At 45.5% G+C, this 2,877-nt stretch carries 2 protein-coding genes; one reads left to right on the top strand and one right to left on the bottom strand.

Features of this window, described 5'->3' with window-relative positions:
* Positions 1 to 71: 71 nt before the first annotated feature.
* Positions 72 to 1,841 (top strand): Rqc2 family fibronectin-binding protein, encoded by a 1,770-nt coding sequence (locus AKG39_RS19215; protein WP_050742020.1) that lies wholly within the window; start codon positions 72 to 74, stop codon positions 1,839 to 1,841.
* Positions 1,842 to 1,878: 37 nt separating this feature from the next.
* On the opposite strand, the gene AKG39_RS19210 is transcribed toward AKG39_RS19215, so the two are convergent.
* Positions 1,879 to 2,796 carry an RluA family pseudouridine synthase gene (locus AKG39_RS19210; RefSeq protein ID WP_050742019.1) on the bottom strand — a complete coding sequence of 306 codons (918 nt, stop codon included), beginning with the start codon at positions 2,794 to 2,796 and terminating at the stop codon, positions 1,879 to 1,881.
* Positions 2,797 to 2,877: the final 81 nt, after the last annotated feature.

Below are 2,877 nucleotides of genomic sequence, written 5' to 3'. Positions count from 1 at the left end.
CTGGCAGCGAAGCTCACGGCACTTTCGCAATTACCTAATTATTATTATAATCTGAAAGGAGGGTCACTATCATGGCTTTTGACGGCGTCACCCTATATCATTTAAAAGAAGAATTTCAAAGCCTCCTGGTGGGAGGACGTATTCGTAAAATTTATCAACCCGAAGCCGATGAGATTCGTCTCCTTGTTAATGTTGGCCGCGAGAATTACAATCTCCTGCTTTCTGCTAACGCCAGTAATCCCCGGGCATACATCACCCAAAAGCTCAAGGAAAACCCTCACTCACCACCCAGCTTTTGTATGATCCTACGTAAATATATTATGAATGGCACCATTACCGACTTTTCCCAACACCAGACCGATCGGGTACTGGAAATTTCCATTGCCTCAAAGAATGAATTCAATGAGCCGGTTACCCGAAAACTCCTGGTGGAAATCATGGGGCGAAACAGTAACATCATTCTGATTGATGAGACCAAAATAATCCTGGATTCCATGAAAAAAGTGGGCACCACCTCCAGCCGTTACCGCCAAATTCTTCCGGGTCGGGACTATATTTATCCCCCTGAGAATAATCGGATCGGTTTTTTTGATCTGAGTGATGAGACCTATGAGCAGTTGCTTGCTGAATATAAAGACCAGACCGTGGAAAGAACATTGGTCCAGGGTTTGTTGGGGATCAGCCCGACGGTTTCCCGTGAAATTGGATTTCGGGCCGGCATTGATCCGAAGCTTATCATTAATGAACTCTCAAAAAAGCAAATTCAATACCTGTATCAATCATTTTCTGAGGTCATTAGCGAAATAAAGGAAACCGCTTTTCCCAACATCATTTATTTAGGCCGGGATATGCTGGATTTTGCCACCATGGACCTTCATCACATGCGCCAGGATCACCGCATCGAAGCTTTTCCCGCTGTTTCCAACATGCTGGAAGAATATTATTTCCGACGGGATAAGATGCTGCGTTTTAAAACCCATGGCGCCAATCTCCGGCAGCAATTGGAAACGCTGCTGAAAAAAAATAAGAAAAAGTTAAAAAACCTGCACCAGGATGTTGAAACATCCCATAAAAACGAAAAGAACAAGCTTTTAGGGGATCTCATCACCGCCAACATCTATGCCATTGTTAAAGGCATGGAATCCGTCACCCTGATGAATTACTTTGATCCCGACTGCGGCACCATTGAGGTTCCTTTAAAAGTCAATCGAACCCCGGCCCAGAATGCCCAGGCTTATTATAAAAAATACAATAAGGGCAAAACCGCTCTTGTTCATTTGGATGAACACATTCGTGAAACTGAAGATAAAATTTATTATCTTGAAAGTCTTTTGAATGGTTTGGAGCAGTCCACTGAATTAGCGGAACTTGACGAAATTCGCCATGAATATCTCCATTCGGAATTTAATAAAAAGGTTCTTACCAAAGAAGACCGCAAAAAACAAACCCCTTCAAAACCGCACCACTTCATTTCCTCTGAAGGTTTCCATATTTTCGTGGGCAAGAACAATTACCAGAATGACACAATCTCCACCAAAATGGGGGTTGCCGAGGATTGCTGGCTCCATGTTAAGCATACTCCCGGATCCCATGTTTTGATTGTCGCCAATGGGCGTTTCATTACCGAAGCCACCTTGCTGGAAGCCGGCATCCTCGCCGCTTGGTACAGCAAAGCCAGAAACTCCAGCAATGTACCGGTGGATTATCTGGAATACAAATACCTGAAGAAGCCCAACAAGGCTAAACCCGGCATGGTCACCTTCACCACCCATAACACTATGTACGTTACCCCATCCAAAGAAAAGGTGGAGAACATCGAAGTTTTTGTTGAAAAAGAGTAAAAAACACGAGTCTATCTGTAAAAGATAGGCCCGTTTTTTATTTCAGGTGATCTAATATTTTTTGAAAAGCCGGTGGCAGCGGGGCTTCAAACAAAAGGTTCTCACCAGTCCGCGGGTGGACAAAACCGAGGGTTTGCGCGTGAAGACACTGCCCTTGGGTTTTAAAGGGATTGTTTTTATCCCCTTTGCCATAGATAGGATCCCCGGCAATGGGATGTCCGATGTTCTCCATATGCACCCGAATTTGGTGGGTCCGGCCGGTTTCAAGCCGGAAGCATACAAAAGTATACTGAGCATAGCGTTCCATCACTTCGAAATGCGTGACCGCCTCCTTTGAGTGCAGCGGTGTTACCGCCATTTTAATCCGCTCTCGGGGATGTCGGCCAATGGGCATATTAATTGTTCCACGATTGGACTTAACCACCCCTTTGACCAGTCCGTAATACTGCCTAAGTGTGGTATGCTCTTTAAGCTGCATTGATAAACTCTGGTGAGCATGGTCATTTTTGGCCACCATCAGTAATCCCGAGGTGTCCTTATCAATGCGGTGAATGATCCCCGGGCGCATGATGCCATTAATGGTGGAAAGATTGGCCGTATAATGCATCAGAGCGTTTACAAGGGTACCGGAGCGATTCCCGGGGGCGGGATGCACCACCATTCCCTGGGGCTTGTTGATAATCAGAACATCCTCGTCCTCATAGACAATCACCAAGGGAATATTCTCCGGCTCGATTCTGCATTCAATCGGTTCGGGAATATTAAGCGTGATGATCTCTCCGCCCTTGAGATGATGGCTGACTTTTTCTTGTTTGCCGTTGACTAACACAGCGCCTTCTTTAACCAGACGCTTAATGTATTCCCTTGAATAATCCCCGGGCAGTGTGCAGCAGTAGCCATCCAAACGCTGGTCGGTTTCTGCCGGTACCACATATTCTAACTGTTCTTCGTTCATATGTCTGTTCCTTTTCTCTTAAGTATTAGGTAATTGCGAAACTGCCGTGAGCTTCGCTGCCCGTTTCGCACGAAACAATTT

Origin of the sequence: Acetobacterium bakii (genome assembly GCF_001263355.1) — a bacterium.
GTDB classification, from domain to species: Bacteria; Bacillota; Clostridia; order Eubacteriales; family Eubacteriaceae; genus Acetobacterium; species Acetobacterium bakii.
This window is presented reverse-complemented; position numbering and strand designations above follow the sequence as displayed.